This window comes from Luteibacter sp. 9133 (genome assembly GCF_000800155.1).
GTDB classification, from domain to species: Bacteria; Pseudomonadota; Gammaproteobacteria; order Xanthomonadales; family Rhodanobacteraceae; genus Luteibacter; species Luteibacter mycovicinus.
In genome coordinates, this window is the sequence record NZ_JUHO01000001.1 from 2984341 (window position 1) to 3005272 (window position 20932).

The following is a 20932-nucleotide window of genomic DNA, read 5'->3' on the forward strand; positions in this document are numbered from 1 at the left end:
GAGGACCGGCTCGCGCCGGCGCGGTAGCGGGCTAAGCTAAGGCCATGCTCTCCTTACGTCACCTGGCAGAATCCGACCGCTTCGCCGATGTCATGCGGGTGCTCCTCGCACTGACCGGCATCGCCTTATGGTGCACGCTCGCCGGCCCGGCCGAGGCGATCGTCCCCGCGCTGCTCGGCGCCATCGCCTGCGCTCTGGCCGAAACCGATGACGCCTGGCGGGGCCGCCTGCGCGGGCTGATCGTGACCTTGCTGTGCTTCGCGCTCGCCGCGGCCGCGGTGAAGGCCTGCATCGGCACGCCACCGCTGTTCGCGATACTACTGCCGGTGGGCACGTTTCTTCTGGTCATGCTCGGTGCCGCCAGCGGGCGATACGCCACGATCGCCACGGCCACGCTGATCCTCTCGGTCTACACCATGATCGCCACCGACAGCGCAGGCGCGGCAGCTGGCGGCTGGCATGGCACGCTGGCGATCCTCGCCGGCGCGGCATGGTACGGATCGCTCTCACTGCTGTGGAGTGCGCTCGCACCTCAGCGTGCGGTCCGTCATGCACTCGCCCGGCTGTTCGAATCGCTGGCCGCGTTGATCGAGGCGAAGGCGGCGCTGTTCGAACCCGTACGCGGCCTCGATCGCGACGCGCTGCACATCGAGTTCTCGAAGCGCAACCTGCGCACGGTGGAAGCGCTGACCGCTGCGCGCATCGCGCTGCTCGATCGCATCGGACGCCGCCAGCCACGCGGGCGTTCCGCGGCTCGTCTGGGCATGTTCTTCGTCGCCCAGGACATCCACGAGCGGATCAGCTCGTCGCACTACCCGTACGACGAACTGGCAGGCGCGCTCTACCACAGCGACCTCATGTTCCGCTTCGGACGACTTCTGCGATTGCAGGCCATCGCCTGTCGCGAGCGCGCCGATGCGATTCGCGAGGTCGCTCCGCTGCGATCCATCGCCCTGCCGCGCGCCGCACTGGACGACCTGCGCGAGGCGCTGGCGTACCGCCGCCGCAGCGACCCGCCGGACGAAGCGATCGACGACGCGTTGTCGGCCTTGCTGAGCAACATGGACCGTCTCCAAGCCGGCATCGAAGACGAAGGCAGCCTGCGCGAGGACGCCGACATTTCGTTGCAGGGCAACGAGCCCGCGTCGATCCGCGAAGCATTGGCCAGGGTGCGCCTCCGTCTGAACCGCCGCTCGATGCATTTTCGTCATGCCATGCGCCTGGCGATCGGTATGCTCGCAGGTTACGCGTTGATGCTTGGCCTGCACCCGACCCACGGCTACTGGATTCTCCTGACGACGCTGTTCGTCTGCCAGCCCAGCTATGGCGCCACGCGACGTCGCATGGTCCAGCGTATCGCCGGCACCACGGCCGGGCTGGTCGTCGGCTGGGCGCTGCTGCGTCTGTTGCCGCCGGGCGACTGGCGACTGCCGGTGCTCGTCGCGACAGGTGCCGCGTTCTTCGCCTTCCGGCTGCGCCGTTATGCGCTGGCGACCGGCGTCATCACGCTGTTCGTGCTGCTCTGCTTCGATCGCGTCGGTGCCGGGTACGACGCCATCGGTCCGCGACTGCTCGATACCCTGCTCGGCGCGGTGGTCGCCGCCGCGGCCATTCGCTTCGTGCTGCCCGACTGGCGGGTGCGCCGGCTCGACGACATCGTGGCCGATGCCTTGCTGGCCTATGGACGCTACCTGGAGCGGATCGCCGACCAGTACGCTCACGGCAAGGTGGACGACCTGCCCTATCGCATCGCCCGACGGGATGCGCACGCGGCACAGGCCGCCGTGGCCGGGAATGTCACGGAACTACTGGGCGAACCCGGCCATTCGCGCGATCTCGGTGAGCGTGCCCTTCGCCTGCTCACGGCACTTCAGGCGGGACTGTCCCACCTGTCGACCCTGGGTGCACACCGGCAATCCCTGCCGGCGGACGACGCGCTGGCGCTGCAGGCGCTGGCTCGCCACATTACCCACGGCTTCGACGCCCTGGCGGGGCACATCCGCACCGGCACGGTCGCACCGCCGCTGGGCACGCCAGCGCTCCTGGTCGGCACGTCGATGCGGGTCACGTTGGGCGCCGAAACGGTACGCCTGGTCGATCGCCAGTGCCTGCTGCTGATCCGAGTACACGACCGTATCGCGGCCATTCCGAAGGCTTGATTGCTGCGTCGCGCCGTGGCTTGACGGCGTGCGCACGCTACGATGGGCAGGTTTCCCCATCCCTTTTCCGGAGTTGCACCATGCGCCCGTTCTCCCTCGGCGACGACCTCGACCTCCTGCGTGAAAGCGTCCGCGCGTTCGCCGACAAGGAAATCGCACCGCGCGCGGATCGCATCGATCGCGAAAACGTGTTTCCGGAAGACCTCTGGCGCAAGTTCGGCGAGATGGGCCTGCTCGGTATCACCATTCCCGAGGAATACGGCGGCTCCGGCCTGGGCTTTCTTGCGCACATGATCGCGATGGAGGAGATCTCGCGCGCGTCGGCCTCGGTCGGTCTGTCCTACGGTGCGCATTCCAATCTCTGCGTGCAGAACATCTACCACAACGGCAACGACGAACAGCGTCGCAAGTACCTTCCGAAACTTGCGAGCGGCGAGTGGGTCGGCGCGCTGGCGATGAGCGAGCCGGGCGCCGGTTCGGACGTCGTCGGCTCGATGAGCTGCAAGGCCGAACTGATCGACGGCAAGTGGGTGGCCAACGGCACCAAGATGTGGATCACCAACGGTCCCGACGCCGACGTGTTGCTGGTCCACATGCGCACCGCCCCGCGCCCCGCGGGCAGCCGCTGCATGACCGCGTTCATCGTCGAGAAGGGCATGAAGGGTTTCTCGACGGCGCAGAAACTCGACAAGCTGGGCATGCGCGGTTCCAACACCTGCGAACTGGTGTTCGACAACTGCGAGATTCCCGCGGAAAACATCGTCGGCGAAGTAAACGAAGGCGTGCGCGTGCTGATGGGCGGCCTGGACACCGAGCGCCTGGTGCTGTCCGGCGGTCCCATCGGCATCATGCAGGCGGCGGTCGATCTCGTGCTGCCCTATGTCCGCGAGCGCAAGCAGTTCAACGCGCCCATCGGTACGTTCGGCATGATGCAGGGCAAGGTCGCGGACATGTACACCGCGCTGCAGTCGTCACGCGGGTTCGCTTACATGGTGGCCCAGCAGTTCGATAACGGGGTGAAGTCGCGCATCGACCCCGCCGCCTGCCTGCTCAACGCCTCGACCAACGCGGTGAAGGTCGCGCTGGAAGCGATCCAGTCACTGGGCGGAAACGGCTACATCAACGAATTCCCGGCGGGCCGGTTGCTGCGCGACGCCAAGCTCTACGAGATCGGCGCCGGCACCAACGAGATCCGTCGCATGCTGATCGGCCGTGAACTGTTCCACGGCAAGTCGTAATCCGCCGGCCTACCAGTTCATCCGGAAACTCGCGTTCGCCGAACGCGAGTGATCGCGGTCCGCGAACCGCTGGTCGACGTTGAAGCCCAGCTGGGTGCTGGCCGTCATGTCCCAGCCGAGTGACACGCCTGCCGTGCCGGCCCGGCGCGACAGGCCGATGCCGTCGACCGGCGCCCACTGCGAAAAGCCCGTGTAGCGTGCCGCGAAGACCTCGCCCTTGGTCGCGAACGCATTCTGCCAACCCAGCTTCGCATCCAGGTGCAGCGCACCGCGCGTGGTGAGCCACGAACCGCCCGCGCGAAGCCCGAACCCCGCCTGCCAGCGCGAGGTGGTGTGGCCATCGGCGGTCAGTCCAAAGCCGTCGCCACCGGTTTCCGAGAAACCATCGCGGCGGATGCTCGCGTACTCGACGTTGGCGAACGGCGTGAGCGCGAACGCGCCCGCATGGCTGCGGAAGCCGACCTCGCCGTAAGCGGACTGGTAGCTGCCGTTCTGGTCGCTGCCCGCGAACGCGGCCTGGTCGCCGAAACGCAGCAGGCGGCGCATGTCGCCACGGAAACTGCCGAAGCCGAACTGCCCCACCCCGTACCAGTTGGCGCCACGCGAGCCGGCATAGAACATGCCGGCGGTGGAACGGCTGCGCTGGTGATCGAAGCTGCCGTCGAGCTGGCCGTGGCTCGACATCTGCGCGACGGCGACGCCGGCGAAGCCGTTGAGGCCGAGACGGATGTCGTTGCCGACCAGGCCACCGTTGAGGTTGAAACCGACGTTGCCGAACCCGCCGCGGCTCATGCCCCCGCGTGAATCGAGGGACTGCGTCCACGCACCGGAGCCTTGCTGGTCCAGGTGTGAGATCAGCGCATCGTTGCTGGCGTCGATACCGGCGAGCGTCACGGCGGTGCCCGCGGCATACAGCTGGCCGGAGAGCGACTCCAGCGAGGCCCTCGCCACCGCGTCCGTGCGCGACTGCTGGATCTGGCCGGCGGCGACCAGCGTCGTCACGGGCGGCGCGGATGCCGCCGCGACCGGGCCAGCCAGCGAGCCCTCGATCTGCTGGAAGGCTCCGTCAAGGCGCGTCGCCGAGGTCGTCGCCGCGGCCGAGCGCGCCATCACCGCATTCGAGTTCGCCACGGCGGTCACGCTCAGGCTGGTCGTGTCGAGCCAGATTTCCTTGGGTGCGTACTGGACCGTCGACGACAGGAAGACGCCTTGCGCGAACGTCGTGCTGGTGAACGTGCCGGTCACCGAATCAGCGGTGACCAGTGACTGGTGACTGGTCACCGTGTAGCCGGGCACGGCGCCGGCGATGTACAGGTCGCCGCCAAAAATCCGTACGGCGCCGGCGACGTTCACGGGAGCGCCGAGGAGCAGCGAAAGACGCGATGGCCCGTAAAGCCCGAGATCCGCCTTTATCTGGGTGGGATGCGCCGTCAGCTCCAGAGTGCCGTTGACGTCCACGCTGTCGCGGAGGCCGTTGGTCTGACCCTGCCCGAGATCGCCGTGAACGATGAGCTTCGCTCCCACGTCCTGCACGATGATTCGCGCCGCGGGAAGGTCTTTCATGACCTCTACGGTCGTCGTGTCTTCGGCGTTCAACGCGGAGAACGTATTCGTGCCGGTAATCGTCAGCTTGCCGCTACCGTAGACGTTGAGGCCATCGCCGGAGATGTCGTTCGAAAACGTCACGTTGGCCGAGCCGATGTCCGCGCGGAACGCATGATCGAGCCTCGCCGGGCCAAGCATCGCCTTGCCGAGGTTGAGCCGGCCGTGCCCATAAATGGCGTCGACACCGGGATCGCCCAGATCGTCGGCCGTGCTGAACATGAGGTCGGCCAGCGCTTCGTTGTCGAAATGCGGAAAGGTCTGCAAGAGGACGGCCGCCGCGCCGGCGACCTGGGGGGCGGCGAGCGACGTACCGGTCCACACCTGGTAGGCCGGCTTGGCGGCCGTCGACGACGCGGCCAGTGTCAGCACCTCACCCGGCGCCGCGATGCAGAACGCCTTCGCGTCTCCGCAACGGTTCGAATACGAGGCGATCTGGCTCGTGTCGTGGCTGTTCAGAGCGACGACGGCGATCCAGCCGCCCGCCACGGAAGGCGCGCGAAGCGGCAGCGCCGCGATATCGGACGGATTCGCCGCGCCATCGTTTCCGGCCGCGAATACGTAGACCGTTCCGCTGGAGGAAAGCGCAGCGTGTTTATACGCATCGGCAAAGCTGGCCGTGGTGGCCGCATCGGACGCGTCCCAGTACAAGCCGCCCCACGAGTTGTTGGAGATACGCGCTCCCGCCTGGAACACGGCTTCGTTGACCGTGCCGAGCGGATCCGCCGAAGTCACCTTGTTGCCCTTGCCCGAACCGTCGTCCTTCGGCGTCGTATCGCTGACGATACGCGCGGAGACGATCGTCGCATCGGGAGCGATGCCCCCGGCGAACTGGCCGAACGGCTTGCCCGCGGCGATTTCGGCCACGGCGGTGCCGTGTCCGACAACATCGTCGACCTTGAGGTTGTTGGTGCCCGGATCGACGTAAGTGAACTTGTTGGTCACCCGGCCGGAAAGCGCCGGGCTCGCCGCCGTGACGCCGCTGTCGACGATGCCGATGGCGACGCCCGAACCGGTCAGGCCCGCGGCATGCGCGGCGTTCGCACCTGTCGCGGTCAGCTGGATATCCACCGGTGGCTGGTCGACCGGAGGGCTTGGCGTCTGCGGCGTCTGGGGCGCCACCACCTGTGGAATGTTGCGGCTCGGCGCACTGCTGCCGCCGCCACCGCAGGCGGTCAAACCCAGGCTCACGCACACGGCCAGCGCAAGCTCGCGCTGACGCAGCAGATTCGTCGTATTCACGTTATACCCCTGATTTCAGACGTCAATGTCCCACGCCGACTCTGGCGGACGTGTGGCACGGATGGTGCCACACGACTTTGCGAAAAATCTCATCCAGTCGGCAAAATGTTGAACCCGTCCGTGAAAACTGCCGCCGGCACGGCATCGCGGGGCCGCCCAGGGGCGTGTCGCAGCGCAGATTGCCCCTCCCCTGCCGCCACTGCGATACTCGACCGGTTTCCGTCCTCCCCAGGGCGGCCATACGATGTCCCACGGAGTCCCCATGTCTGAGATCGTCATCGCGGGTGCCAAGCGCACCGCCATCGGTTCTTTCCTCGGTCAGTTCACCGGCGTCCCCTCGCCCACGCTCGGCTCGGTCGCCATCAAGGCGGCGCTCGAACAGTCCGGCATCGCGCCGGCCGATGTCAGTGAAGTGATCATGGGCTGCGTGCTGCCCGCGAATCTCGGCCAGGCGCCCGCGCGCCAGGCGTCTCTCCAGGCCGGCCTGCCGACCTCGGCGGGCTGCACCACCATCAACAAGGTGTGCGGTTCCGGCATGAAGGCCATGATGCTGGCCCACGACCTGATCAAGGCCGGGTCGGCTTCCATCGTCGTCGCGGGTGGCATGGAGTCCATGACCAACGCGCCGCACATGGTCAACGCGCGCACAGGCATCCGCTATGGCGACGGTCAGCTGGTCGACCACATGGCGTGGGACGGGCTGACCAACCCGTACGACGGTCAGTCGATGGGCGTGTTCGGCGAACGGTGCGCGGACAAGTACCACTTCACCCGCGAAGAGCAGGACGCCTTCGCGATCGCTTCGGTCGAGCGCGCGCAGGCGGCGCAGAAGGCCGACGCGTTCGCTGGCGAGATCGTTCCGGTCACCGTGCAGGGTCGCAAGGGCCCGCAGGACTTCGCCGAGGACGAACAGCCGGGCCGCTCCGATACCGCTAAAATCCCGACCCTGCGCGCCGCCTTCCGCAAGGAAAACGGTACGATCACCGCCGCCAGCTCCTCCAGCATCTCCGACGGCGCCGCCGCGCTCGTGCTGCTTTCCGCCGATGAGGCAAAGGCGCGTGGCGTCACCGCGCTGGCTCGTATCGTCGCCCACGCCACGCATTCGCAGGAGCCGGAGTGGTTCACCACGGCGCCGGTCGGCGCCATTTCGAAGGTGCTCGCGAAGGCGGGCTGGTCCGTCGGCGACGTCGATCTGTTTGAAATCAACGAGGCGTTCGCCGTGGTGCCGATGGCGGTCATGCGCGAGCTGGACGTGCCGCACGACAAGGTCAACGTCCACGGCGGCGCATGCGCACTGGGCCACCCGATCGGCGCAAGCGGCGCCCGCATCGTGGTCACCCTTCTCAATGCGTTGACGGCCCGTGGCGCAAAAAGGGGTGTCGCCGCGCTGTGTATCGGTGGCGGCGAGGCAACGGCAATCGCCATCGAACTGGTGTGAAACCGGGGTCGAAGGGATAAAGCTGGTACCGGAACGTGATCACGCCAAATACATGGGCTTTAATGCCCACTGAAGCGGCACGATGAGGTTTATAGCTATGTCACGACAACTAGGCTATTAATACGCCCGCCTCACGGCATTCCACGGCTAAGGAGAAACACAATGAATTTTACGCGTACCCTTCTCGCCTCTGCGCTCGTCGCGCTTCTGGCAGCTTGCAGCAACGGCGCGCAGGATTCCGCGCAGGACGCCCAGAAGTCGGCTTCCGACGCCCAGCAGCAGGCTGACAAGGCCCAGCAGGCCGCCGACCAGTCGGCCAATGCCGCCACGTCGCAGGCTGCCGACCAGGCTCAGCAGTCCGCTGACCAGGCCAAGGACGCTGCTGCTCAGGCTTCGCAGGCCGCTTCGGCCTCGACCGCCGGTGGCGCTTCCGAGGCTGCCAAGGACGCCGCTTCCAACGCTGCTGATCAGGCCGACAAGTCGGCTGACCAGGCGAAGGACGCTGCTTCCAACGCTGACAGCGCTAAGGACGACAGCACCAAGAAGTAAGCCTCACGGCTTACGGACGAAAGAGGGTCGCCTTCGGGCGGCCCTTTTTTCTTGGCGCGTTGCAGCGTTTTCCTTCGGGTCCGCCCCGTTATGATGTTCGTTTAGTCCTCGCGCGAATGTCCCCATGCCTATTCTCGATTCGCAGCTCGATACCCGTTCTTCCGAGTTCCAGGCGGCAAGCCTTCGCCTGCGCGCACTCACCGACGACCTGCGTGACACGCTGAAGCGGACGGCGGAAGGCGGCGGCGCGAAGGCGCGCGAAAAACACGTGGCGCGCGGCAAACTGCTGCCCCGGGAGCGCATCCGCGCCCTGCTCGACCCCGGCTCTCCGTTTCTCGAAATCGCTCCGCTCGCGGCGCACGGCATGTACGACGATGCCGCACCGGCGGCGGGCGTCATCGCAGGTATCGGCCGGGTCATGGGACAGGAAGTCGTCGTACTGGCCAACGACGCTACGGTCAAAGGCGGCACGTACTTCCCGATGACGGTGAAAAAACACCTGCGCGCCCAGGAAATCGCGATGGAGAATCGCCTTCCATGCATTTACCTCGTCGATTCCGGCGGCGCGTTCCTGCCGCTGCAGGACGAAGTCTTTCCCGACCGCGAGCACTTCGGCCGCATCTTCTACAACCAGGCGCGCATGAGCGCGCAGGGTATCCCGCAGATCGCCGTCGTCATGGGCTCATGCACCGCGGGTGGCGCCTACGTGCCCGCGATGAGCGACGAGACCATCATCGTTCGCGAGCAGGGCACCATCTTCCTCGGCGGCCCGCCGCTGGTCAAAGCCGCCACCGGTGAAGTGGTCGACGCCGAGGCGCTGGGCGGCGCGGACGTACACACCGCGGTGTCCGGCGTCGCGGATCACTTCGCGGAGAACGACGCGCACGCCCTGGCTATCGCCCGCGACATCGTCGGATCGCTGAACCGGGTCAAGAAGCAGCCGCTGGCCGTGCGCGCGCCTGTCGAACCGCGCTTCGCCGCGGACGAACTGTATGGGGTCATTCCGGAGGACACGCGGCGCCCGTTCGATATCCATGAAGTTATCGCACGCATCGTGGACGATTCCGAATTCCACGAATTCAAGGCACGCTACGGCAAGACGCTCGTCACGGGCTTCGCACATATCCACGGTTATCCCGTGGGCATCATCGCCAACAACGGCATTCTGTTCGGCGAGTCCGCGCAGAAGGGTGCGCACTTCATCGAACTGTGCAACCAACGCAACATACCTCTCGTGTTCCTGCAGAACATCACCGGATTCATGGTGGGCCGCAAGTACGAGAACGCAGGTATCGCCAAAGACGGCGCGAAGATGGTGACCGCGGTGGCCTGCTCGCACGTGCCCAAGTTCACCGTGGTCATCGGCGGCAGCTTCGGCGCGGGCAATTACGCGATGTGCGGTCGCGCGTACGGCGCGCGTTTCCTCTGGATGTGGCCGAACGCGCGCATCAGCGTGATGGGTGGCGAACAGGCGGCGTCCGTGCTCGCCACCGTGCGCCGCGATGGCATCGAGGCCGGCGGTGGCTCGTGGAGCGCCGACGACGAAGAGGCGTTCAAGGCGCCCGTGCGTGACCAGTACGAACGTCAGGGTCACCCGTATTACGCCAGCGCGCGGCTCTGGGACGACGGCATCATCGATCCGGCCGACACCCGTCGGGTACTGGGCCTGGCCATCTCCGCCTCGCTCAATGCGCCGATCGAACAGGGCCGGTTCGGCGTGTTCCGCATGTAATGGGTTAACCGTTACACGTAAGGCGCTAACCGAAAAGGCATTCCTGTTCACGATTCCGGGTTTACGGGTGGCCCGTTACGCTTTACGCTTCCCGGTCCATGCCCGCCTTCGACGACCGCTCCCCTCCCGAGATATTCACGCCCTCCGGCCTGAACCGGCTGGTGCGCGATCTGCTGGAAGACGCCCTGCCCATGGGCGTCTGGATCGAGGGCGAGCTGTCGAATGTCGCGCGCCCCGCGTCGGGCCATGTCTATTTCACGCTGAAAGACGCGGGCGCCCAGGTGCGCTGCGCCATGTTCCGCACGGCCGCATCGCGGCTCCGCTTTCGTCCCACGGACGGCATGCACGTGCTGATGCGGGCCAAGGTCGGGCTGTATGAGGCGCGCGGCGAGTTCCAGCTGGTGGCCGACCACATGGAGCCGGCAGGCGAAGGCGCCCTGCAGCGTGAGTTCGAGCAGCTGAAGGCGCGTCTCGGCGCCGAAGGTCTGTTCGACGCGGAGCGCAAGCGCGCGCTGCCTGCCTATCCGAAGCGTATCGGCGTCATCACCTCGCCCTCGGGCGCGGCGGTCCGCGACGTCCTCAGCGTACTCGGCCGTCGCTTCGGCCTCGCCGACGTGGACGTGTTGCCCGTGCCCGTGCAGGGCCGTGAAGCACCGCCCGCCATTGCCGCCATGCTGCGGCGGGCGTCGGCCAGCGGACGCTACGATGTGCTGCTGGTGACCCGTGGCGGCGGTTCGCTGGAGGATCTCTGGGCCTTCAATGACGAAGCCGTGGCTCGCGCCATCCATGCCAGTGCCGTTCCGGTCGTTTCGGCCGTCGGCCACGAGGTGGACTTCACCATCGCGGACTTCGTCGCCGATCTGCGCGCCGCCACGCCATCGGCTGCCGCCGAGCTCCTGGTACCGGACGCCGGCGACCTCGAACGTCGGCTCGATCGCCTGCGCCAGCGCATGGCCACGTTGATCGCTCGTCGCCTTCAGGCGGCCGCCCAGCGTGCGGATCACTGGCAGGCACGCCTCAATGCGCAACGTCCGCAGGCGCGCCTCGCGCGGGATGGCCAGCGGCTCGAGGCACTTCGTCGCCGCCTCGTCACGGCGACCGCCCAGTCGAACGCGCTTCGCCGTGCCCGCCTCGACCGCCTGCAGGCGCGCCTGGCCGCCCAGCATCCGCGGCTTCGCCTCGCCCCCTCGCAGCGCCGCATCGCGGATCTGCGCCTGCGCCTGAGGACATCGATGGCACGTCGCATCGAACGCGATCGCGCACGCGTCACCGAGCAGGCGCGCACGCTGCACGCGGTCAGTCCTCTGGCGACGCTCGAACGTGGCTACGCGATCGTCTTCGACGAGCGCGACGCGGTGGTGCGCCGCGCGGGAGACGTCGCCGTCGGCGACCGTCTGCGCGTGATGCTCGGCGATGGCGAGCTCAAAGTCCGTCGCGAGGACTGATTCGCCCGGCGACCCCGGCTATGCTCAGCTGATCCGGTAATCGAGGAACGGGGCATGAGCGCGCTGGTTTTCGTGCATGGCTGGAGCGTTACCAACACGTCCACCTACGGCAGCCTGCCGAAGGCACTGGCTGACCGCGCCGCCCAGGCGGGGTCGACGCTCCGCGTTCTCGACATTTACCTGTCCGAATACGTCACGTTCGACGACAGCGTGACGATGGACGATATCGTCCGCGCCTTCGATCACGCGTTACGCGGGCTTTCCCTGCCTGACGGCACGTTCGACTGCATCACCCATTCCACCGGTGGGCCGGTCGCCATGGCCTGGCTGCATGCCCAGCGTGACCGCCCGACCCTGTTCGCTCCGATCCGGTTGCGGCATCTGGTGATGCTGGCGCCGGCACACTTCGGGTCCGCGCTGGCAACGCTGGGGAAGAGCGTCGTCGGCCACCTCAAGGCCTGGTTCGACGGTGTCGAGCCGGGGCAGCGCATCCTCGACTGGCTGGAGCACGGCAGTCCGGAATCCGTAGCGCAGGCGCTCGACGTAATCCATGGTCCGGACCCGGCCGCGCACGGCACGTGGTTGTTCAACCTGACAGGCGATCGACCGGACCGCAAGTTCTACGACTTCGTCAACTCATACACCGGAGAAGACGGGTCGGACGGTGTGGTGCGCATGGCGGCGGCCAATCTCAACGCGCGGCACTGCGTGCTTACGCAGCGAGGCCACACGGCGACGCTCGACATGACGATCAGCAAGGCGCCGCGCAGTGCGTTCAAGCTGTTGCCCGGGCTCGCTCATTCCGGCGACGAGCACGGCATCATGGCGTCGGAGCCGCCTTCCGCCGTGACGATCGACGCGATCCTGCGCTGTCTCGCCGTCAGTTCGGCGGCATCGTACGCGGCATTGTGCGACGCCTTCGCCACGGAGAACGCGCAGCGCGACCGCGACAAGGTCGAGACGGAAAAAAAGCTTCTCACCTCGCGCACGCACATCCACGATCCGCGGAGCCTGCTCATATTCCGCCTGCTGGACGATCGCGGTGAACCGCTGCGCGATGCGCGGTTCCTCCTGACCGCCGGGCCCACCGCGTCGCCAAACGATCTGCCACCGGGCTTCTCGACCGACCGCCAGGCCAGTTCGCGCAGCGCGGCGACGGTCACGATGTTCCTCAATTACGCCTTGTTCGCCGGTGACGCCCCCGTGCCCGATCCGCGCCAGCCCGGCGGCGTCCTGCGCCCGGCGCAGCCGTCGCACCGGCCCTATGGCGTGCGCATCCAGCCCGCCGATGTCACCGGGCTGATCCGGCACATCGTCGCCGCCACGGCGTCTGACGACGACCTGCTCGACGCGCTGGGGCCGCATGAGACGACGATCCTCGATGTGGTGCTGTCGCGCCGCGTGGCGGAAGGCGTGTTTCGGCTGACGCAGAATCTGCAGGCTGTGGATTTCAGCCAGCCGGTATCCGGCATGGATATCGTGTAAGCGCCTCAGTCCGCCGCCTTGAGATCCCCGATCAGGGTCGGAATCAATTCCGACACCGTCGGATGAATCGGCACGGCCCACCGATAGGTACCGATGTCCGCCTTCGCATTCATCATGTCCAGCACACCGTGCACCACCTCATCCCCGCCGACGCCGAGGATCGCCGCGCCAAGGATCTGCTTCGTTTCAGCATCGGCGACGATCTTCATGAAGCCGCGCGTTTCGCCCTTCTCCACGGCACGCCCGACGCGGGTCATCATGCGTTTCGACACCAGCAAGGGCCGGCCCGACTGACGGGCCTGCGTCTCCGTCATACCCACCCGACCCAGCGGCGGATCGACGTAGAGCGCATATCCGGGGATGCGGTCGCTGACCTTGCGCTCTTCCCCGTCAAGCAGATTCGCGGCGACGATCTCGTAATCGTTCCATGCCGTGTGGGTAAAGGCGCCCTTGCCATTGCAGTCGCCCATCGCCCAGACGCCGTCGGCGCTGGTTTTCAGGTGATCGTCGACCTCGATGTAGCCGTGCTCATCCGTTGCGATGCCCGCCGCATCGAGACCGAGATCGTCGGTGTTGGGGCGACGACCCACGGCGAGCAGCACGTGGCTGCCGACGACCTGAGGCGCGCCTTCCGAACAGTCGACGCCCACGCGCACGCCGGCGGGGTCCTTATGCACGGTGATGCAGCATGCGCCCGTGCGCACCGTGATGCCTTCGTCCTCCAGGAACGACCGGACTTCAGCCGAAACGTCTTCGTCTTCGCGACCGATCAACCGCGGGCCCATCTCGACGACCGTCACCTCGCAACCGAAGCGACGGTACATCTGCGCGAACTCCAGACCGATGTAGCTGCCGCCGACCACGACCAGGTGGCTCGGCAGCGATTCCAGCGGGATGATCGTGCTGTTGGTCAGGTAGTCGACCTCGTCCAGACCGGGGAAGTCAGGCACCCTTGCCCGACCGCCGACGTTGAGGAAAACCTGGGGCGCTTCGAGGGTTTCACCGTTGACCTCGATCCGGCGCGGCCCGACAAAACGTGCGTGCCCACGGATGAGTTCGAGCCCCGGCATGGAGGCCAGCCAGTCCTCGTTGCCTTTGCGCGAGTCCAGGATCACCTTGCGCGCCCGTGCCGCGACCACCGGCATGTCGATGCTGACCTGGCCCACGCCCACGCCCACGCCATATTCGGCACCGCGACGCGCCAGATGCGCGGCATAGGCGCTGGCGACGAGGGTCTTGGTCGGTTTGCAGCCGGTATTGACGCAGGTTCCGCCGACCAGATGCCGTTCGATGATGGCGACGGTCTTGCCGGCGGCGGTCAGGCGGGCGGCGAGCGCGGGTCCGGCCTGACCGGCCCCCACGATGATGGCGTCGAAGGAACGGCTCATGGGGAACTCCGGGGGCGCTGAGAATGATGGTGACCCCGGCCCGATTCGAACGGGCGACCTTCCCCTTAGGAGGGGGACGCTCTATCCAGCTGAGCTACGGGGCCAACATTCGTCAGGATACCTGAGGCCGCCCTTCCAGCGAAAGCGCCCGCACGCCCACACCGAAACACCGTATCGGAAGAACGATGTGCGCCCCACCTGCCGATTAGGTGCCACATGCGCCTACGACACACGTCCTATCGACATCAGGAGGGCCAGGTCGTTGAATGTGACCGAAGCACGCAGCTCTGCACAAGGATGTGCCATGAAACGCAGCAAAGCCACCTCGACCACCGCTGCTCCCGACTGGAAAGTCACCCGTGTCGCCCTCTACGTCGATCACGATCTGCTCTATGCCAACGAGCACCAGCAGGTGCGTGTTCGCGCCTATATCGAGGCAAAAAACAACGGCAATCCCGTGCCCCTCACCCCCGCCGAAATAGCGAGCGTCAGTCTCATCGATTACAACTCGCCGCGGAACGCCATACCGTTCTCGACGCAGGCTCGTGCCACGGCCTGGAAAGGCTGGTCGGCGCAGCGCGTCTACAATAAATACGCCTATCACCCGGCCGCCGCGCGGAACGGCCATTCGCCTTCCACGCCCAGCGCGGGAGGCGATTACGTCGAACTCTATCTTTCGGCTGACGCCGAAGCACTGGCCGGCCCACTGATGCTTGGCTTCACCATCACCGGGGATAATGGCTGGCGGTATCGCACGGACGGTTATGTCTTCGAGCCCGGCAGTGACGAAGGCGCATTCAACACCCTTTACGACACCGGACCGGATAAGGCCGTTCGCGCCGAGCCGCCGATCGTTTACGCGACTTCGGAATTCGTCCTCGACAGACAGGCGGGCTACCGACACGGCGACGCGCCCGATGTCACCATTTTCGACGACATCGTCACCGTGTCCATCGTCAACGGTGGGCGCGTCGTGGAGTTGCGCAGCATGCAATGTAAGCGGGCGGGGATGATCCACTGGATCGATGAGCTTCCGGACACCCACAACCCATGCTACACGGGCTATGCCGAGCCGGGCAGCACCGCGATCACATGGGATGACAAGGTACCTGTGGGCAGCCTCCCGAGGCCGACACTCAGCGTCGCCATACCCGGCAAGGGAACGATCATGCTGTGTGGCCGGAACGACATCCGGCGCGCCGACCATGGCGGCGCGCCGCAGGAGCCCGTCAAGGTGACGCTGCGCGATACCTACGGCAGCGAACAACATTGCCATATCGGGTTCGTCGCCGGCGAGCGCGACACGTTGAAGGTCAGCTGAAAGCGCGGCGGCACGCTCGGCACTTGCGCGGCACGTTCAACAGGAAGTCTCGTCATGCAGGAAGGGAACGGAACCAACCGCGATGCCTCGCCGTTCGCCAGCGGTGACTTCTACTCCAGCGCCTTCAGCTTCTACAGCCATGTCAGCGGGGATGTCGATCCCCGCACCGGCATGTACTCGGCCGCGATCGATCTGCCCACCGGTAAGGGCAACCTCCTGCGCGGCCCGCATTTCGAATTTCGTCTCCACTACGACGCGCTCGGCACGAACGACGATGGCTTCGGTGTCGGCTGGCGGCTGGCTATCACCGAGCTCGATACGGACAGCGGCATACTGACGCTGGGCAGCGGCGACAGTCACCGCATCGAATGGTATTACCCTGGGCATGAGACCACCTTTCCCGACCGCAAACTCGACAGTTTCCGGCTGACCCCGGCCTGGGACGGCTCGGCCGTGCTCGAACACGCGACCGGCGTGGTGGAGTACCTCAGGCCACTGGACGACCGCCCGTCGGTCCTGCGTCCCGCCCACATCGTCAATCCTGGCGGCAACGCCATCCATTTCGTCTGGCTACTCGGACCCAACGGCACGCCCGTACTGTCCCGGGTCGTCGACGACGATGGTGTCGACCTGCTTCGTCTGATCTATCCGGATCCCTCGCGCGTCCAGCTCGTTATCGCTACCGGACCCTCGGCGCCGCTGGAGATGAACTTCGAGCGCACCGGCAGCCAGCTGGATCGCGTTCGCATTCCCGCACTCATGGAGTTGAACGCGACGCCTGTCCGTGAGGAGGAAGAGCCGGTCTGGGCGTTCGAGTATCGCAACAGTCTCGATCCGCCCTACCTGCCCCTGCTCGCCGCGGTGACCTCGCCCGATGGCGTACGCGATCAGGTGGCATATACGGAAACCGCGCTGCGCCTGCCGACAGGCGCACCCATGACTTATATGCCCGCTGTCTCCGAACGCAGCCGCGTGCTCGACGCCGATCGCAGCCGCGTGTTGCAGACCAGTCGCTACACCTACGACGTGCATGGCGACAAAAATTTTTACGGCTTCGGGCTGGTGTCGGTATGGGAGAACCGTAACGACCAGCTACTGCACCATGGCGCTGCCAGTTCCTTCTTTTACGGCTCGAAGGAAACGCAACTGGACGATCATGGCGTTGCCCTGTGTACCATCGAGCGCACCTATAACCATTTCCACCTGTTAGTAAACGAGGTGACCACCCGGGGCCATGTGGTGCAGGACGTTGCCACGGAATACGGCGAGGTCCCGGGCGAGCCGTTCGCGCGCCAGCCCAAAAGCTTTCAGCTGCCGCACAAGGTCGTCACCACGCTTTACGACGCGCGCCACGATGACGTCCGCCGGACCGTCGCTGTCGAAAGCCGTTACGACACCGAAGGCGACGTCGTTTACCGTCATGACGATGGCACGGGCGTTACGGAGCGATTCGAGTATTACCCGCTCGACGGCGATGGCGACCGTTGTCCACCCGATCCCTTACGGCTCACGCGCCGGATCGCGAGCGAGGTCGCGATACCTGGGCCGGGCGCCGGCCCCACGCTGATCACGCGATACCGGTATACGGCGCTGCCCGTCCGCCGAAGGAACGCCGTGCCGGCGTACACGCCAGAGGTCTACGTGCAAGCGTGCGCCGAAGCCGTGCATATCGAGGGCGTCGCCGAGCCGCTATGGGAAAGCGAGCAGGCGTTCATTGTCGACCAGGGCGAACAGCATGGCGCAATCCTCTGGGAAACGCGCGTTCAGGACAACCTGATGGCACGCGTCGACTACAGCTATGAACTCGACACGGCCATGAGGACGCTGACCACCCAGACGAAGCGGACCACACACGACGGCATCGTCCAGATCGAGCGGGAAACCCGCATGCTGCTCAGCGGCTTCGTTGTGAGCAACATGGAAGGCAACGGCATCTACACGAACTTCCGCTACGACCGGCTGGGACGCATGACCGAAGCGCTCCGATACCGGGACAGGTCCAACGAATTCTCGGTGACGCGCTGGCGGTTCCAGCTGTCGACGCGGGAGCGCTGGGTTGAGCGCATCGGCACCACCGACCTGCCGCACAGGTCGTGGCTGGACGAGCTGGGGCGCGTCGTCAGAGAAGACGAACCGCTGGCCGACGATCAGCTGGTGACGGTGCGCACGCTGACCTACGACCCCCTCGGCGAGGTCGCCGGGGAGACACGTTTCGATCGCCTCGCGGACGACAGGACGCTGAAGCTGACCACGTGCTACGCCTACGACGACTGGGGCCAGTGCGCCAGGGTGACATCCCCCGATGGCAGTCATGTCCGGAGCGAGACCGTACTGGTCCGGCTCGACGGCGAGGTATTCACCCGGACAACCGTGTGGCGGGAAGCGAACGGCGAGCGCATAGGTGGCTGGCAGTCGACCGACACCGACGCCGCCGGGCGGCAACGCCGTAGCCAGGTCGGCGAGTGGGACGGGCTCGGCAACGCCGTCGAGGGGCCCTTCGCGCAATGGCAGTATGACGGCCTGGGCCGCTGTGTCCGGACGGTCGACGCGCTCGGCCGGATCACCGGGCAAAGCTGGGATGCCTTCGACCGCCAGCTCGACACCACGCTGCCCGATGGCGCGGTCGTCCGGCGCACCTATGCTCCCGGGCACGAGGGTGAATTGCTCGCCACGATCGGCCTCGTACCTGCCGGGGGCGGCGATACGATCCCGCTGGGCAGCCGGTACTGGGACGGATGGGGTCGGCTCACCCACGAAACCGCCGGCAGCCTGACCCGTCGGTATGCCTATGTGCCGGGTCAGTTCAACCCCGAGCGGGAGTACCTGCCAGCCGGCGGCGAGATCCAGCGTACCTACGAACCCTGGCTCAACGAGGCCCTGCTGACCGAAACGCTCCTGACCGATCCACCCGTGCCGCTGAAAAAGGCCAATTACCATCCACGCGTCGGCGTGCCGGTGTCGCTCAGCAGCGACATCGGCGTCATGGACATCCGGACTGACTATCTCGGTCGCATGACCGGACAGGACATACGCATGGACGACTCCACGCGTTTCTGCAACGTCGAGGTATCCCCGGGTGGCCTGGAGCTGGCCAGGACCGGCGTCGACGGCGTGCGTCGGGTGTCCGTCTACGACGATCTGGGGCGCGTCGTCCGCGTGGACCACCTTGCCGACGACGACCTGCGGATCGTCGGAATCACCTTCGACTACGACGCGCTGTCACGACCGTCGACGTGCACGATCGCCGATGCCCGCGGCTCGCTGACCGAGCGCGTGACCTACGACGGACGCGGCCGCGTGTCGGGCACGACCTGGCTCATCGACAACGAGGCCGGAGCGACGCGACGAGCGCTCACCCTGCACTGGCGCGACGACGACAAACTGGCGGGCCGACGGTGGTACGACGCCGAGGATCGACTGCTGCGCGAGGAAACCATGGACTATGACCTCCGGGGCCGGCTCGAGACCCATACCATCGCCATGGCCCTCGCCGGTGAATACCCGGTCGACGAGGCAGGCAACGCGTATCGCACCCAACGTTTCACTCACGACGACATCGACAACCTGCTTGCGGTGGAGACCACGCTCGTCGACGGACGCGTCAACCGCACCGGTTACGCTTACGACACGATCGACCGCGATCGTCTGGTCGGTGTCCACAGCACGCTCGCCGGGTATCCCGGATACGGCACGGCGCTCCGCCTTGGCTACGACGCCAACGGTCACCTCGTCGACGATGGCATGGGGCGCAGCATCGACTGGGATGGCGCCGGCCGGCTGATCGGCGTACGCCAGGCCGACGGCGTCCGGACCGACTACGGCTATGGGCCTGACGCCCGGATCGGGCGGATACGACGGGCGGGGCAAACCACCTACCGGTACTTCGACGACGGCCTGGTCTATGGCGAGTTCAATGACACGGATCAACGTCGCTACCTGCGTGCCGGAGGTACCGTGGTCGCCGAGAGCGTGCTCGCGGGTGCCCTGCGCACCACCTGGCTCGTCGGCAGCGATCCGCAAGGCTCGGCCATCGTCGAGAGCGGCGCGAACGCGACGACGATGCGTACCTATGGCGCGTTTGGCTATCGGGATACGACCGACGACGGTGCGCGCACCGGCTTCGCGGGCGAAGCCCGCGACGATGACATCGACGGGTACATGCTCGGCGACCGACCGTATTCGCCCAGGCTGCAACGCTTCCTCTGCCCCGACCGGGCCAGCCCCTTCGGCGCCGGCGGCCTCAATCGCTACGCCTATTGCGCGGGTGACCCGGTCAACCGGATCGATCCCGGTGGCAACGCCTGGTGGGACTGGCTGGGCGCGGCCCTGGGTATCATCGGCGCGGTCGTAGCCACCGTCGCCACCGGCGGCGCACTGCTAGGCGTGGTCGGAGCAGCCGCCGCCGGAAGCCTCACCGCTGCCGTGTCCACCCCAACGATGGTCGTCATGGCCACCGCCACGATCCTGGAGGTTACCTCGGCCGCTGTCGAGATCGCCTCGCTCGCCGCGGTCGCCGCCGGCGACGAGGAAACCGCCTCCATTCTGGGCTGGGTCGCCTTCGGCACCGGCGTGGCCTCCGGCGCAATGTCCGTGGGACCTGCGGCGGGACGCGCCGCGACTCGATTTGTCGGCACGAAGCATGCCGCGGGAGCGCCAGGCGCACGTCGCTTGCCTCTCCCCACATGGCGAAGGAGCGGCGCCGGGCACTCGACCTTTCAATTCGATTACGGTGGACGCTCGGTCACGCTTCACCACGCAAAAAAAGGACCCAGGGGCCAGTTGCCTGACGGTCGAGTCATCCGGAGGGGCTATAAAGGACGCCCTGAAGTCGTACCTCGATGGTCGAGCAGACCGAACGGCAACGGTGGCATCGTGCATTTCAACGACACCCCCATTGATGGCGACGACCTCGTCGATGGCGTCATACGGGACATCGGCAAACTGAACGACTCGAAGAAAATCATCGTATTGACCGGAGTCCATGGCGACTTCGCGGGATTCAACTGGCTCGCCGGCTGGCGCCTCTGGAGGGAAAAGAAATTTTTTTTGCACGACAGAGCCAGCATACCGAGAATGTCGCTTTACTCGAGAAAAAACCAGAGCAACATCTCGGTCGTCGATATATCGGGGATGTCGAAATCCGAAGTCGAAAAGTACTGGAACATGAAAGATGCACACATCATCAACGCGTACTGCTTCAGCGGCGCCGACCGGCACCTGATGAAGCGGTTCAACATCTTTTCAATCACCCTCTACGCCGTGTGAGGGTGTACCTCGCGCTCCGTGGATACCACTGACGCCATGCCGACGGCGACTTGCATCGATCCTGCCGG

Annotated in this window: 11 protein-coding genes and 1 tRNA gene; 9 read left to right on the forward strand and 3 right to left on the reverse strand. The window is 66.2% G+C overall.

Going from position 1 to position 20932, the window contains the following annotated elements:
- Window positions 1-44 precede the first annotated feature (44 nt).
- Together yccS and FA87_RS13040 are read left to right on the forward strand one after the other, a co-directional pair.
- Window positions 45-2159 (forward strand): YccS family putative transporter, encoded by a 2115-nt coding sequence (yccS, locus tag FA87_RS13035; protein WP_052191352.1) that lies wholly within the window; start codon window positions 45-47, stop codon window positions 2157-2159.
- A gap of 80 nt (window positions 2160-2239) precedes the next feature.
- Window positions 2240-3397: an isovaleryl-CoA dehydrogenase gene (locus tag FA87_RS13040; protein WP_043695074.1), complete on the forward strand. Its 1158-nt coding sequence runs from the start codon at window positions 2240-2242 to the stop codon at window positions 3395-3397.
- Window positions 3398-3406: 9 nt separating this feature from the next.
- On the opposite strand, the gene FA87_RS13045 is transcribed toward FA87_RS13040, so the two are convergent.
- Window positions 3407-6241, reverse strand: a complete 2835-nt coding sequence (locus FA87_RS13045) for an autotransporter serine protease (protein WP_043695077.1) — start codon at window positions 6239-6241, stop codon at window positions 3407-3409.
- Window positions 6242-6503: 262 nt separating this feature from the next.
- On the opposite strand from FA87_RS13045, the gene FA87_RS13050 reads away from it, so the two are divergent.
- From FA87_RS13050 to FA87_RS13070, 5 genes are all read left to right on the forward strand, one after another.
- Window positions 6504-7679: an acetyl-CoA C-acyltransferase gene (locus FA87_RS13050; RefSeq protein WP_036111556.1), complete on the forward strand. Its 1176-nt coding sequence runs from the start codon at window positions 6504-6506 to the stop codon at window positions 7677-7679.
- A 162-nt stretch (window positions 7680-7841) separates the two neighbouring features.
- Window positions 7842-8228, forward strand: a complete 387-nt coding sequence (locus FA87_RS13055; RefSeq protein WP_036111552.1) for a hypothetical protein — start codon at window positions 7842-7844, stop codon at window positions 8226-8228.
- A 124-nt stretch (window positions 8229-8352) separates the two neighbouring features.
- On the forward strand, window positions 8353-9960 hold the full coding sequence (locus FA87_RS13060) for a carboxyl transferase domain-containing protein (RefSeq protein ID WP_043695080.1): 1608 nt from the start codon (window positions 8353-8355) through the stop codon (window positions 9958-9960).
- Window positions 9961-10058: 98 nt separating this feature from the next.
- Window positions 10059-11405: an exodeoxyribonuclease VII large subunit gene (gene xseA / locus FA87_RS13065; protein ID WP_036111547.1), complete on the forward strand. Its 1347-nt coding sequence runs from the start codon at window positions 10059-10061 to the stop codon at window positions 11403-11405.
- Window positions 11406-11459: 54 nt separating this feature from the next.
- Window positions 11460-12890, forward strand: a complete 1431-nt coding sequence (locus FA87_RS13070) for a phospholipase (RefSeq protein ID WP_043695083.1) — start codon at window positions 11460-11462, stop codon at window positions 12888-12890.
- A 5-nt stretch (window positions 12891-12895) separates the two neighbouring features.
- Here the strand turns inward: FA87_RS13070 and FA87_RS13075 are convergent, their stop codons facing one another.
- Window positions 12896-14278, reverse strand: a complete 1383-nt coding sequence (locus FA87_RS13075) for an FAD-containing oxidoreductase (RefSeq protein ID WP_043695087.1) — start codon at window positions 14276-14278, stop codon at window positions 12896-12898.
- A gap of 27 nt (window positions 14279-14305) precedes the next feature.
- Window positions 14306-14382 (reverse strand) — tRNA-Arg (locus FA87_RS13080).
- Window positions 14383-14582: 200 nt separating this feature from the next.
- On the opposite strand from FA87_RS13080, the gene FA87_RS13085 reads away from it, so the two are divergent.
- Both FA87_RS13085 and FA87_RS13090 read left to right on the forward strand, forming a co-directional pair.
- On the forward strand, window positions 14583-15599 hold the full coding sequence (locus FA87_RS13085) for a hypothetical protein (protein ID WP_043695090.1): 1017 nt from the start codon (window positions 14583-14585) through the stop codon (window positions 15597-15599).
- A 54-nt stretch (window positions 15600-15653) separates the two neighbouring features.
- A complete protein-coding gene (locus FA87_RS13090; RefSeq protein WP_043695093.1) occupies window positions 15654-20864 on the forward strand; it encodes an RHS repeat-associated core domain-containing protein in 5211 nt (1736 codons plus the stop codon).
- Window positions 20865-20932 lie beyond the last annotated feature (68 nt).